The organism is Halomonas denitrificans, assembly GCF_003056305.1.
Classification (GTDB): domain Bacteria; phylum Pseudomonadota; class Gammaproteobacteria; order Pseudomonadales; family Halomonadaceae; genus Halomonas; species Halomonas denitrificans.
In genome coordinates this window covers 222,275-234,632 of record NZ_PYVX01000003.1, presented here as the reverse complement: position 1 = coordinate 234,632, position 12,358 = coordinate 222,275, and the positions used below count along the sequence as shown (strand labels likewise).

The 12,358-nt window shown below is 68.9% G+C and carries 10 protein-coding genes; all 10 read right to left on the bottom strand.

What is annotated here, in order from left to right; translation table 11 throughout:
* Positions 1-313: 313 nt before the first annotated feature.
* The gene (locus C9F13_RS10520; RefSeq protein WP_108446218.1) at positions 314-1,177 is read right to left on the bottom strand and encodes a DUF72 domain-containing protein; all 864 of its coding nucleotides are present in this window, start codon (positions 1,175-1,177) and stop codon (positions 314-316) included.
* A gap of 2 nt (positions 1,178-1,179) precedes the next feature.
* The gene (glmS, locus tag C9F13_RS10515; protein WP_108446217.1) at positions 1,180-3,015 is read right to left on the bottom strand and encodes a glutamine--fructose-6-phosphate transaminase (isomerizing); all 1,836 of its coding nucleotides are present in this window, start codon (positions 3,013-3,015) and stop codon (positions 1,180-1,182) included.
* Positions 3,016-3,026: 11 nt separating this feature from the next.
* Positions 3,027-4,409: a bifunctional UDP-N-acetylglucosamine diphosphorylase/glucosamine-1-phosphate N-acetyltransferase GlmU gene (gene glmU, locus C9F13_RS10510; protein ID WP_170121142.1), complete on the bottom strand. Its 1,383-nt coding sequence runs from the start codon at positions 4,407-4,409 to the stop codon at positions 3,027-3,029.
* Between the two features lie 30 nt (positions 4,410-4,439).
* Positions 4,440-5,552 (bottom strand): FAD:protein FMN transferase, encoded by a 1,113-nt coding sequence (locus C9F13_RS10505; protein WP_108446215.1) that lies wholly within the window; start codon positions 5,550-5,552, stop codon positions 4,440-4,442.
* Between the two features lies 1 nt (position 5,553).
* Positions 5,554-6,357, bottom strand: coding sequence for an undecaprenyl-diphosphate phosphatase (locus C9F13_RS10500; RefSeq protein WP_108446214.1), 804 nt, complete (start codon positions 6,355-6,357; stop codon positions 5,554-5,556).
* Positions 6,358-6,441: 84 nt separating this feature from the next.
* On the bottom strand, positions 6,442-7,812 hold the full coding sequence (mgtE, locus tag C9F13_RS10495) for a magnesium transporter (RefSeq protein WP_108446213.1): 1,371 nt from the start codon (positions 7,810-7,812) through the stop codon (positions 6,442-6,444).
* 144 nt (positions 7,813-7,956) lie between these two features.
* Positions 7,957-8,385 (bottom strand): F0F1 ATP synthase subunit epsilon, encoded by a 429-nt coding sequence (locus tag C9F13_RS10490; protein ID WP_108446212.1) that lies wholly within the window; start codon positions 8,383-8,385, stop codon positions 7,957-7,959.
* Between the two features lie 24 nt (positions 8,386-8,409).
* A complete protein-coding gene (gene atpD, locus C9F13_RS10485; protein WP_108446211.1) occupies positions 8,410-9,786 on the bottom strand; it encodes a F0F1 ATP synthase subunit beta in 1,377 nt (458 codons plus the stop codon).
* A gap of 65 nt (positions 9,787-9,851) precedes the next feature.
* On the bottom strand, positions 9,852-10,733 hold the full coding sequence (atpG, locus tag C9F13_RS10480; RefSeq protein ID WP_108446210.1) for a F0F1 ATP synthase subunit gamma: 882 nt from the start codon (positions 10,731-10,733) through the stop codon (positions 9,852-9,854).
* 71 nt (positions 10,734-10,804) lie between these two features.
* A complete protein-coding gene (gene atpA / locus C9F13_RS10475; RefSeq protein WP_108446209.1) occupies positions 10,805-12,349 on the bottom strand; it encodes a F0F1 ATP synthase subunit alpha in 1,545 nt (514 codons plus the stop codon).
* Between the last annotated feature and the right edge of the window lie 9 nt (positions 12,350-12,358).

Sequence of the window (12,358 nt, the reverse complement as noted above, 5' to 3'; positions counted from 1 at the left end):
ATCGATCGGATGCGATGACGGCGTTGTGGTTGTAGTCGCCACGTCCACGTCATCCCGGATCGCGGGATGCCGCTTTCAAGGGCATTACGGATGCCAGACAGGATCGCTGCCGGTACAACTTCCGCGGGACCTTCGCGAGGTGAGCCGCGGACACCTCATGATGGATCACGGCGAGGAATCACACGGGATACGTACGAAACCCCACAAGATCCGATGGCAAGTGACGATCGACCCGTAAAAGTATCCGATCAGACGCTTGTTGACCAGTCATCGAGGCAAAACCCCGGTGCCTTCCTGCACCGGGCAGGATGGATCAGAACAGCGCCGCCTGGGAGGCGCCGGCGAAGGCCGCCAGGGGCGGGAGGGCGAGGCGCTCGGCGAGCCGCGCATGCAGGCGTCGCGCGAGGTCGGGCGCCCGGCGGTTGTCCGGCGTGTGCACAAGGAGAAAAGGGCTTTTCCCCTGTTTTATCCACAGGCCGAGACGCTCGACCCAGGGCGTGAAGGCCCGTTCGTTGATGGCGTCGTCGAAGTGGCCGATGAAGCGCACCAGCGGGAAGTCGCCCGTGGAAAGCACGTGTAACGGGAGTCGTGGCTTCTCGGCCTGGGCCCGCGCCAGGCCGGGATGGGCCTCGGGGGGCGTGGCGAAGAGCGGGCGGGCATCGAGCATCACCCGATCGGCCCCGTGAGTTATCAACAACCGGTTGAGAGCCGTCTCGGCCCTTCCCTTGTGGAAGAATTCCGGGTGGCGGACCTCGACGGCGCAGGGCAGCCCCGCCGGCCAGCTCGCCAGCAGCGCCTCGAGCCGGGGCAGCGACTCGGGGCCGACGTCCCGGGGCAGCTGCACCATGGTCGGCCCGAGCCGGTCGTGCAGGGGCGCGAGTGCCGCGAAGAAGGCCTCGAGATCGGCCTCGATGCCCACCAGGCGCTTCTCGTGGGTGAGGCTCGCCGGCAGCTTGAAGCAGAAGCGGAAGGAGGGCGGGGCCTGGCGCGACCAGGCGGCCACCGTCGAGGGCCGCGGCGCCCCGCTGTAGAAGGTGGTGTTGCCCTCCACGGTGGAGAAGACCCGGGCGTACTCGGACAGCCGGTCGTCGTCGCCACCGTGGGGCGGGTAGAGGCCGCCGCGCCAGTCGGGGTTGGCCCACATCGGCAGGCCCAGGTGCAGGCGCGGCGGCGACATCGTCACTCCACGGTGACGGACTTGGCGAGGTTGCGCGGCTGATCGACGTCGGTGCCCTTGAGCACCGCCACGTGATAGCTGAGCAGCTGCAGCGGCACGGTGTAGAGGATCGGCGCCAGCGCCTCGTGGACGCCGGGCAGATGCAGCACCTGCACGCCCTCCTCCTCGGCCAGTCCCACCTGGGCATCGGCGAAGACGAACAGCTCGCCGCCCCGGGCCCGCACCTCCTGGAGGTTGGACTTGAGCTTGTCGAGCAGGTCGTCGTTGGGCGCCACCGAGATGACCGGCATCTCGCTGTCGACCAGCGCCAGGGGGCCGTGCTTGAGCTCGCCCGCCGGGTAGGCCTCGGCGTGGATGTAGGAGATCTCCTTGAGCTTCAGCGCCCCCTCCAGGGCGATGGGGAAGTGGGCGCCGCGCCCCAGGAAGAGCGCATGCTGCTTCTCGGCGAAGGCCGTGGCGAGGGCCTCGATGGCCGGATCCAGCGCCAGCACCCGCGCCACCAGGCCCGGCAGGCCGCGCAGCGCCTCGACCAGGCTCGCCTGCTCGTCGGTGGCGAGGCCCCGGACCCGGCCCAGCGCCAGGGTCAGCAGCATCAGGGCGGTGAGCTGGGTGGTGAAGGCCTTGGTGGAGGCCACGCCGATCTCGGGGCCGGCGCGGGTCATCAGGGTCAGGTCGGACTCGCGCACCAGGGAGCTGCCCGGCACGTTGCAGATCGCCAGGCTGCCCAGGTAGCCGCGCTCCTTGGCGAAGCGCAGCGCCGCCAGGGTATCGGCGGTCTCGCCGGACTGGGAGAGCGTCACGAACAGGGTGCCCTCGGGCACCACCACCTGGCGATAGCGGTACTCCGAGGCGACCTCCACCTGCACCGGCACCCCGGTGTAGCGCTCCAGCCAGTAGCGGGCCACCATGCCGGCATGGTAGCTGGTGCCGCAGGCCACGACATGGATCTGCTTGACCCGGCCGAACAGCGCCTCGGCCTCGGGGCCGAAGCTCTCCACCAGCGCCGAGCGCTCGCCCAGGCGCCCTTCCAGGGCAGCGGCGATCACCGCCGGTTGCTCGTGGATCTCCTTGAGCATGAAGTGGCGGTAGTCGCCCTTGCTGGCCGCGCCGTCGCCGTGCTCGAAGGTCTGCACCTCCCGCTCGACCACGTACCCGTCGGCATCGACCACCTCGATCACCCCGCCGGAGGAGAGGCGCACCGCATCGCCCTCCTGCAGGTAGAGGAAGCGGTCGGTGACCTGCAGCAGCGCCAGCGGGTCGGAGGCCAGGAACGCCTCGTCGATGCCCACGCCCACCACCAGCGGGCTGCCCTTGCGGGCGCCGATGATCACGTCGGGCTCGTCGGCGTGGATCACGCCCAGGGCGTAGGCCCCGTCGAGATGAGCCAGCACGCCACGCACCGCGGTGAGCAGGTCGCCCTCGCGGCGGCTCTCGCGCTCCAGCAGATGGGCGATCACCTCGGTATCGGTCTCGGAGGTGAAGACGTAGCCCTCGGCCTCGAGTTCCCGACGCAGGGCCTCGTGGTTCTCGATGATGCCGTTGTGCACCACCGCCAGGCGCTCGCCGGACTGGTGGGGATGGGCGTTCGCCTCGCTGGGGCGACCGTGGGTCGCCCAGCGGGTATGGGCGATGCCGCTGCGCCCCGGCAGCGGCTCGGCGGCGAGCCGCTCCTCCAGGGCCGCCACCTTGCCCAGCGCCCGCTGGCGCTGCAGGCGCCCTTCGGGCGAGCGCACCGTCATCCCGGCCGAGTCATAGCCGCGGTACTCCAGGCGCTTCAGGCCCTCCAGCAGGATGCCCTGGACGTTGCGCTCGGCAACGGCACCGACGATTCCACACATACGATCTCTCCTCAGGATTCCTGGCGCTTGGTCGGCCGCGGCCAGTCGGGCTTGCTGACCTGGCGGCCACGCGTGACCGCCAGGGCATGGTCGGGCACGTCCTTGGCGATGGTCGAGCCGGCGCCCACGGTGGCGCCGCGACCGACGCTCACCGGCGCCACCAGGGCGGTGTTGGAGCCGATGAAGGCGCCGTCGTCGATCTCGGTACGGTGCTTGTTGGCACCGTCGTAGTTGCAGGTGATGGTGCCGGCGCCGACGTTGACGTCGCGCCCCAGCCGGGCGTCGCCGACGTAGCTCAGGTGGTTGATCTTGCTGCCCTCGCCCACCTCGGCGTTCTTGGTCTCGACGAAGTTGCCGACCCGGGCGCCGACCGCCAGGCGCGAGCCGGGGCGCAGCCGGGCGAAGGGCCCGACGCGGTTGTGACCGGCCACCACGGCACCCTCGAGAACGCTGTGGGCCTCGATCACCGACTCGGCGCCGACGTGGCTGTCGCGGATCACGCAGTGGGGGCCGATGCGCACCCCCTCGCCGAGCTCGACGTCACCCTCGAAGACGCAGCCCACGTCGATCTCGACGTCGTGGCCGCAGGTCAGGCGACCGCGCACGTCGAGCCGTGCCGGGTCGGCGAGCGCCACGCCCTGCTCCATCAGCCGCTCGGCGATGTCGTGCTGGAACGCCCGCTCGAGGCGGGCCATCTGGGCGCGGTTGTTGACGCCCTCGACCTCCTGGGGGCGCGCCGGCTGGGCGGTGGCGATGCGCACGCCCTCGGCGGCGGCCATGGCGATGACGTCGGTGAGGTAGTACTCGCCCTGGGCGTTGTCGGCGGAGAGGCTCGGCAGCCAGCGGCGCAGCTGGCCGGCGGTCATGGCCATGATGCCGGTGTTGCACTCGCGCACGGCCCGCTCGGCCTCTGAGGCGTCCTTGTGCTCGACGATCGCCACCACCTCGCCGGCCTCGTTGCGCAGGATGCGCCCGTAGCCGCTCGGATCCTCCAGGGTGACGGTGAGCAGGCCCAGGTGCTGCTCGTCGACGTGCGCCAGGAGCTCGACCAGGGTCTCGCGGCGGATCAGCGGCACGTCGCCGTAGAGCACCAGCACCTTGCCCTCACCGAGACCGTCCAGGGCCTGGGCCACGGCATGGCCGGTGCCCTTCTGCTCGGCCTGCAGGGCGAAGCGCAGGCGGCTCTCGGTCGGGACCTCGGCCAGGGCCTCGCGCACGTGCTCGGCGCCGTGGCCCACCACCACGTGGGTGCGCTCGGCCGCGAGCCCCTCGGCGGTGTCGAGCACGTGCTGCACCATCGGCTTGCCGGCCAGGCGGTGCAGCACCTTGGGCAGGGACGAGCGCATCCGGGTCCCCTGCCCGGCTGCCAGTATCACCACGTCGAGCGTCATCATGACTCCTTGTCCACGTTCATCTGTTGGGTTCTATTCTAGGGGGCGGGCGGGCGCATCCGCCATGCCGGCCGCCGATCCCTCGACCACCGTCACGCCCAGCTCCTCGAGGGTCGCGCGGCCGAAGCGCGCCGCCAACGCCGGGCTCGCCAGGCTGATCCACCCCTCGCCCTGGCGCACCAGCATCAGCACCGCGAGCCCGCGCTCCCGGGCCAGCGCCATGCCCGCCTCCTCGCCCAGCACCAGCAGCGCGGTGGCCCAGGCATCGGCCCAGGCGTCGGAGGGGTGCACGACCGTCGCCGAGGCCAGGCGATGCTCGATGGGGCGACCGGTGCGCGGATCCAGGGTGTGGGAGTAGCGCTGGCCGTCCTCCTCGAAGTAGTTGCGGTAGTCGCCGGAGGTGGCCACCGCGATGCTCTCCAGGGCCAGCACGTGGCGGGCCTCGGGGCGGCCGTCACGGGGCACCTCGATGCCGATCCGCCAGGGGGCCGACTCGCCATCGCGATGGCCGCTCACCTTGATCTCGCCGCCCAGGTTGACCAGGTAGTGCTCGAGCCCCTGGCGATCGAGATAGGCGGCGACCCGGTCGGTAGCGTGCCCCTTGGCCACGCCGGAGAGGTCGACGAAGACGTCGCGCAGGCGTCGCGCCTGGCGGGCCTCGGCATCGACCTCCAGGCTGTCGGGCCCGACCTCGGCCAGCCGCTCGGCCAGCACCGCGTCATCCGGCACCTCCCGGGGGCGCGCCTCGGGGCCGAAGCTCCACAGGTTGACCAGATCGCCGATGGTCATGTCGAAGGCCCCGCCGCTCGCCTCGGCCACCGACTGGCCGATGGCCAGGACCTCGATCAGGTGGTCGGAGAGCGGCTGCCACTTGCCCAGCGGGGCGCGATTGAAGGCCATCAGCTCGGAGTCGTCGCGCCAGGTGGACATGGCGGCATCCACCGCCTCGAGCTCGGCGAGCAGGCCCTCCTCGAGCGCGTTGGCCTCGCCCTGGGTCAGGGGGTCGGCGATGCTCACCTGATAGAAGGTGCCGAAGATGTCGCCCTGAAGGGTCACCGGGGAGTCCAGCGGGCGATCGCGCTCGGAGCAGCCCGCCAGCAGCAGGCCGAGCAGCAGGGAGACCAGCAGCGAACGAAGGTAGATCATGTCAGGCGCCTCCGAAGAGCCAGAGCAGCGCGATACCCAGCACGAGGCGGTAGACCACGAAGGGCTGCATGCCGATCCGCTTGATGAAGACCAGGAAGAAGTGGATGCACAGGTAGGCGCTGATCCCCGAGAGCAGCGCCCCCAGCAGCAACGCGCCCCAGTCCACCGGCACGGCGGCGCCGGCGAGATGCAGGATCTCCAGCCCCCCGGCGAGCACGATGACCGGGATCGAGAGCAGGAAGGAGAAGCGCGCCGCCCCCTCGCGGCTCAGGCCCAGCAGCAGCGCGGCGGTCATGGTGATGCCGGAGCGCGAGGTGCCGGGAATCAGCGCCAGCGCCTGGGCCAGCCCGATCCACAGGGCGTCGCGCCAGGTGAGGCGGTACTCGCTGCGCCCGCCGCGACGCCGCCAGTCGGCATAAGCCAGCAGCAGCCCGAAGCCGATCAGGCCCCCGGCGATGACCCGCGGCGAGCGCATGACCTCCTGGATGACATCCTCGAAGGCGAGCCCCGCCAGTCCGACGGGGATGGTGGCCAGGATCACCCACCAGGCCAGGCGCGCCTCGTCGTCGGTGCCGCGGCCGGCCACGCTGCGACACCAGCTGGTGGTCATGCCGACCAGTTCATGGCGGAAGTAGAGCACCACCGCGCTCAGGCTGCCGATGTGCAGGGCAACGTCGAAGACCAGGCCCTGGTCGTCCCAGTCGGTGAAGACCGGCACCAGGATCAGGTGGGCGGAGCTGGAGATCGGCAGGAACTCGGTCAATCCCTGAACGATGGAGAGGACGAAGATCTGTAGCCAGTCCATGGTACGGTCCGTGTAGAGGAATGTGGTGGCTCGGGCGGCCCCAGAGGATACACCCGTGCGGCCCGCCTGTCCGCCGCCGGCGGCTCAGGAGGTCGACAGGATGGCGGTGGCGAAGCCGAAGTAGATCACCACCCCGGAGGCGTCGATCAGGGTCGTCACCAGCGGCGCCGAGGCGGTGGCCGGGTCCCAGCCCAGGCGGTCGAGCACGAAAGGCAGGCACATGCCGAGCAGGCTGCCGAACAGCACGATGGTGATCATGCTCACCGCCACCACCAGGGCCACCTCCTCGCCGGCGCGGAGCATCCCGATCGGCGCCACCGCCAGCGCCATGGTCAGCCCCAGGGCGCCCGCCACCAGCAGCTCGCGGCCGAGCAGCCTGCCCCAGTCCTTGATGCCCACGTCCCCGGTGGCCATGCCGCGCACCGTCAGGGTGGCCGCCTGGGCGCCGGCGTTGCCGCCGCTGCCGATCAGCAGCGGCAGGAAGAATACCAGCGCCACCTGGGCGGCGATGGTCTCCTCGAAGTAGGCGATGCCCGCCCCGGAGAAGAGGTTGCCGAACACCAGCAGCACCAGCCAGAACACCCGCTTGCGGTAGAGGCTCCACAGCGGCACCCGGCGCACGCCTCCCTCCAGGGCGCCGATCGACATCCCCTTGTGGATATCTTCGGTGGCCTCGGACTCGACCACGTCCAGGGCATCGTCGTGGGTGACGATGCCGATCAGCCGCCCCTCGGCGTCGACCACCGGCAGCGCCAGCAGGTCGTAGCGGGCGACAATGCGCGCCACCTCCTCCTGGGATACGTCCACCCGGGTGTGGATAACTTCATGGATCATCAGGTCATCGACCCGGGCCCCGGGCCGCGCCACTATCAGCTGGCGCAGCGACAGGGTCCCGGCGAGGCGACCGTCGGGATCGACGACGTAGAGCTGGTAGACGGTCTCGGCATCGGGCGCGGTCTGGCGCACCCGCATCATCGCCCGGGAGACCGTCAGGCCGGCGGGAATCGCCACGTAGTCCGAGGTCATCAGCGCGCCGGCGGTGCCCTCCGCGTAGCTCGCCAGGCGCTTGAGGGCCTCGCGCTCCTGGCGCGCCATGCGCCGGAGCAGGGCTTCGCGGCGATCGTCGCCCAGCGTCTTGTAGAGGTCGGCCCGCTCGTCGGCGCCCATCTGCTCGAGGATCGCGAGCAGGGCCTCGTCGTCCAGCGCCTCGGTGATCGCCAGCTGCTCGTCGCCCGGCAGGTGGCCGATCACGCTGGCGCGGCGCTCCAGCGGCAGCCGCGAGAGGAGCGCCAGGGCCCGGGGCAGGTCGCGATCGTCCTCGATCAGGGTCTCGAGGATCTCGGCGAGATCGGCGGAGCGCAGCTCCGGCAACAGCGCCTGCAGCCGCGCGTCATCGCCTTCCAGGGCGGCGAGCAGCGTCGTCTTGTGCGTCTGCAGGGGATCGCTCAGTGACATCCAGGGCCTCCCGACGGCGAGGCCGGCCCGGGGCCGGCAGGAGAAATACGGTGGCGCCTCGCGGTGGCGCCTTAAGGGCCCGGAAACGACGACGCCCCCCGGACAGGGTCCGGAGGGCGTCGAGGTCGAGACACGAGCCGGGCGTTAGCCGCGGCCGGCCTTGCGACGCACCTGCTGGATGGTACGCAGCTGCGCCATGGCCTCGGCCAGCTCCGCGGTGGCACGACTGTAGTCGAGCTCCGCGGACTTGTCGCTCATGGCCTTCAGCGCCTGCTGACGGGCCTCTTCGGCAGCGGCCTCGTCGAGGTCGTCGGCGCGCACGGCGGTATCCGCCAGCACCGTGACCACGTTGGGCTGCACCTCGAGGAAACCGCCGGTGACGAAGAAGTGATCTTCCTCACCCCCGCCATGGACGATCCGGACCGGCCCCGGCGCCAGCTCGGTGAGCAGCGGCGTGTGCCCGGCCAGGATCCCCAGATCCCCCATGATGCCGGCCGCCACGACCTGCTCGGCGGACCCGGAGTAGATCGACGCCTCGGCGCTGACGATCTCGCACTTGAAGCTTTTCGTCATGATGACGTCTCCCAGGTGGAGGGATTACTTCATCTGGTTGGCTTTCTCGACGGCCTCGTCGATGGTGCCGACCATGTAGAAGGCCTGCTCGGGCAGCTCGTCATACTCGCCGTCGAGGATACCCTGGAAGCCGCGGATGGTGTCCTTCAGGGACACGTACTTGCCGGGCGCCCCGGTGAAGACCTCGGCCACGAAGAACGGCTGCGACAGGAAGCGCTGGATCTTACGCGCCCGGGAGACGGCCAGCTTGTCCTCGTCGGACAGCTCGTCCATGCCCAGGATGGCGATGATGTCCTTGAGCTCCTTGTAGCGCTGCAGCACGCCCTGCACGCCGCGGGCGGTGTTGTAGTGCTCCTCGCCGACGACCAGCGGGTCGAGCTGGCGCGAGGTGGAGTCCAGCGGATCGATGGCCGGGTAGATGCCCAGCTCGGCGATCGAGCGCGCCAGTACCACGGTCGCATCCAGGTGCGAGAAGGTGGTCGCCGGAGACGGATCGGTCAGGTCGTCCGCGGGCACGTAGACGGCCTGCACGGAGGTGATCGAGCCTGCCTTGGTGGAGGTGATGCGCTCCTGCAGGACGCCCATCTCCTCGGCCAGGGTCGGCTGGTAACCCACCGCGGACGGCATGCGGCCCAGCAGTGCGGAGACCTCGGTACCGGCCAGGGTGTAGCGGTAGATGTTGTCGACGAACAGCAGCACGTCGCGGCCTTCATCGCGGAACTTCTCGGCGATGGTCAGGCCGGTCAGGGCCACGCGCAGGCGGTTGCCGGGCGGCTCGTTCATCTGACCGTAGACCAGCGACACCTTGTCGATGACGTTGGATTCGGTCATCTCGTGATAGAAGTCGTTACCCTCACGAGTCCGCTCGCCCACGCCGGCGAACACGGAGTAACCGCTGTGCTCGGTGGCGATGTTGCGAATCAGTTCCATCATGTTGACGGTCTTGCCGACGCCGGCGCCGCCGAACAGGCCGACCTTGCCGCCCTTGGCGAACGGGCAGACCAGGTCGATGACCTTGATGCCGGTCTCCAGCAGCTCGCTGGAGGCCGCCTGATCCGCGTAGCCCGGGGCCTTGCGGTGGATCGGCATGCGCTCATCTTCACCGATGTCGCCGGCCTCGTCGATGGGCTCGCCCAGCACGTTCATGATGCGGCCCAGGGTCGGCTTGCCGACCGGCACGGAGATCGGAGCACCGGTGCCGGTGACCTCCAGGCCGCGCTTGAGGCCTTCGGTGGTGCCCATGGCGATGGTGCGCACCACGCCGTCACCCAGCTGCTGCTGGGTCTCGAGAACGGTCCCGGTGTCCGAGACATTCAGCGCGTCGTAGACCTTGGGCACATCGTCCCGCGGAAACTCTACGTCAATCACCGCGCCGATGATTTGTACGATACGTCCGCTCATCTTGGTTCCTCTCAAATACCTGCAAATGAAACCTGCTTGCCGGGAGGGGCCTGCCCTCCCCGACGCTAAACGGCGGCGGCGCCACCGACGATCTCGGAGATTTCCTGGGTAATGGCCGCCTGACGGGCCTTGTTGTACACCAGCTCCAGGTCGTCGATCAGATTGCCGGCGTTGTCGGTGGCGCTCTTCATGGCGATCATCCGAGCGGCCTGCTCGCACGCCACGTTCTCGACCACCGCCTGATAGACCTGCGCCTCGACGAAGCGCACGAGCAGGCTATCCAGCAGCGCCTTGGCATCCGGCTCATACAGGTAGTCCCAGCTACCGGGACGCTTGGTTTCTTCGGTGGACGTTTCCGTCCCCATCTCGGCCGACAGGGGCAACAGCTGACGAACCACCGGCTTCTGGGTCATGGTGTTGACGAACTCGTTGAACACCACGTAGAGGCGGTCCAGCTTGCCCTCGTCGTACGCATCCAGCATGACCTTCACGCTGCCGATCAGGTCCTCCGGATCCGGGGCTTCGCCCAGGCCGCTCTTGGCCGCGACGAGGCTGCCGCCGAACTTGCGGAAGAAACCGGTGGCCTTGCTGCCCAGGGCACAGAAGTCGAGTTCCGCGCCCTGTTCACGCTGGGCCTTGGCATCCTTCACCACGGACTTGAACAGGTTGACGTTGAGGCCACCGCACAGCCCGCGGTCGGAGGAGACCACGATGTAGCCGACCCGCTTGACCTCGCGCTCTTCCATCCACGGATGCTTGTACTCCGGGTTGGCATCGGCGACGTGGCCCACGACGTTGCGGATCTGCTTGGCATAGGGCTGGCTGGCCTTCATCCGGTCCTGTGCCTTGCGCATCTTCGACGCAGCCACCATTTCCATGGCGCTGGTGATCTTCTGCGTGTTCTTGATGCTCCCGATCTGGGTGCGAATCTCTTTTGCAGCTGCCATAGCGATCTACCTTATCGTTCGTGGCCCTCAGAAAGCTCCAGGGCCCGCCCCGGAGGAGCGGGCCGTCGGCATTACCAGCTCTGAGTGGCCTTGAACTTCTCGAGGCCGGCCTTGAGGCCCGCCTTGATCTCGTCGCTGTAGTCGCCGGTCTGGTTGATCGTCTCGAGCAGATCGGCGTGCTCGGACTTCATGTAGTCCTGCAGCGCGCGCTCGAAGGCCAGCACCTTGTTGACCTCGACGTCCTCCAGGTGCCCCTCGTTGGCGGCATACAGGGAGACGGCCATCTCGGCCACGGACATCGGGGCATACTGGGACTGCTTCATCAGCTCGGTGACGCGCTGACCGTGCTCCAGCTGCTTGCGGGTCGCCTCGTCCAGGTCGGAGGCGAACTGGGCGAAGGCCGCCAGCTCGCGGTACTGGGCCAGGGCCAGACGCACGCTGCCGCCGAGCTTCTTGATGATCTTGGTCTGGGCCGAGCCGCCGACACGGGACACCGAGAGGCCGGCGTTGATGGCCGGACGGATGCCCGAGTTGAACAGGTCGGTCTCGAGGAAGATCTGACCGTCGGTGATCGAGATCACGTTGGTCGGAACGAACGCCGAGACGTCGCCGCCCTGGGTCTCGATGATCGGCAGCGCGGTCAGCGAGCCGGTCTTGCCCTTCACCTCGCCGTTGGTGAACTTCTCGACGTAGTCGGCGTTCACGCGAGCGGCACGCTCGAGCAGGCGGGAGTGGAGGTAGAAGACGTCGCCCGGGAAGGCCTCACGGCCCGGCGGACGACGCAGCAGCAGGGAGACCTGACGGTAGGCCACGGCCTGCTTGGAGAGATCGTCATAGACGATCAGGGCGTCTTCGCCGCGGTCGCGGAAGTACTCGCCCATGGTGCAGCCGGAGTAGGCGGCGAGGAACTGCATCGGGGCCGGATCGGCGGCGCCGGCGGCGACCACGATGGTGTGCTCCATGGCGCCGTGCTCTTCGAGCTTGCGCACCACGTTGGCAATGGTCGACTGCTTCTGGCCGATGGCCACGTAGACGCAGGTGACGCCCTTGCCCTTCTGGTTGATGATCGCATCGATGGCGATGGCGGACTTACCGATCTGGCGGTCGCCGATGATCAGCTCACGCTGGCCGCGGCCGATCGGCACCATGGCGTCGATGGACTTGAAGCCGGTCTGGATCGGCTCGTCGACGGACTGACGGGTGATGACGCCGGGGGCGACCTTCTCCACCGCGTCGGTCAGCTTGGTGTTGAGATCGCCCTTGCCGTCGATGGGGTTGCCCAGGGCATCGACCACGCGGCCGGTCAGCTCGGGACCCACCGGCACCTCGAGGATGCGCCCGGTGCACTGGGCGGTCATGCCCTCTTCGAGCTGCAGGTAGTCGCCCAGCACCACGGCGCCGACGTTGTCGCGCTCGAGGTTCAGCGTCATGCCGTAGATGCCGCCGGGGAACTCGATCATCTCGCCGAACATCGCGTCGGCGAGGCCGTGGATCTGCACGATACCGTCAGACACGCTGACGATGGTGCCCTGATTGCGGGCTTCGGATGCGACATCCAGCTTTTCGATACGCTGCTTGATGATGTCGCTGATCTCGGAAGGATTCAGTTGCTGCATGCCATGTCC

What these genes read in the sequence shown, in the direction of transcription:
- C9F13_RS10505 (WP_108446215.1), bottom strand. Translation starts at nt 5,552, where the DNA reads ATGATCTACCTTCGTTCGCTGCTGGTCTCCCTGCTGCTCGGCCTGCTG.
- C9F13_RS10490 (WP_108446212.1), bottom strand. Translation starts at nt 8,385, where the DNA reads ATGACGAAAAGCTTCAAGTGCGAGATCGTCAGCGCCGAGGCGTCGATC.
- C9F13_RS10520 (WP_108446218.1), bottom strand. Translation starts at nt 1,177, where the DNA reads ATGTCGCCGCCGCGCCTGCACCTGGGCCTGCCGATGTGGGCCAACCCC.
- glmU (WP_170121142.1), bottom strand. Translation starts at nt 4,409, where the DNA reads ATGATGACGCTCGACGTGGTGATACTGGCAGCCGGGCAGGGGACCCGG.
- C9F13_RS10500 (WP_108446214.1), bottom strand. Translation starts at nt 6,357, where the DNA reads ATGGACTGGCTACAGATCTTCGTCCTCTCCATCGTTCAGGGATTGACC.
- atpA (WP_108446209.1), bottom strand. Translation starts at nt 12,349, where the DNA reads ATGCAGCAACTGAATCCTTCCGAGATCAGCGACATCATCAAGCAGCGT.
- atpD (WP_108446211.1), bottom strand. Translation starts at nt 9,786, where the DNA reads ATGAGCGGACGTATCGTACAAATCATCGGCGCGGTGATTGACGTAGAG.
- mgtE (WP_108446213.1), bottom strand. Translation starts at nt 7,812, where the DNA reads ATGTCACTGAGCGATCCCCTGCAGACGCACAAGACGACGCTGCTCGCC.
- atpG (WP_108446210.1), bottom strand. Translation starts at nt 10,733, where the DNA reads ATGGCAGCTGCAAAAGAGATTCGCACCCAGATCGGGAGCATCAAGAAC.
- glmS (WP_108446217.1), bottom strand. Translation starts at nt 3,015, where the DNA reads ATGTGTGGAATCGTCGGTGCCGTTGCCGAGCGCAACGTCCAGGGCATC.